Below are 239 nucleotides of genomic sequence, written 5' to 3'. Positions count from 1 at the left end.
CAGATTGCCCTAAACGTTCACTTCGAGACACGGTTGGATCGCTGGTTAAATGTACGTGCATGTCCATTAACCCAGGTAACAGGGTAAGCGTTGGTAGGTTTATCAGTTCATCATTACTGCTAAGCTTGGGCTTTTTATTAAATTGGATTTGGCTAATAACACCGTTATCTATGGCAATCAAAGGATTAGCCTTAAGTTCGCCTGTTTCAACATCTAGTAAAGCTTTGGCCGATATATAG

At 41.0% G+C, this 239-nt stretch carries 1 pseudogene; it reads right to left on the bottom strand.

The features are described from left to right. Nucleotides 1-239: pseudogene (locus SB749_RS20715) on the bottom strand (hypothetical protein); the annotation flags it as partial.

It is taken from the genome of Brevibacterium sp. SIMBA_078, assembly GCF_046534565.1.
GTDB lineage: Bacteria > Actinomycetota > Actinomycetes > Actinomycetales > Brevibacteriaceae > Brevibacterium.
The sequence above is the reverse complement of the archived record's forward strand: the minus strand, read 5'-3'. Positions and strand labels throughout refer to the sequence as shown.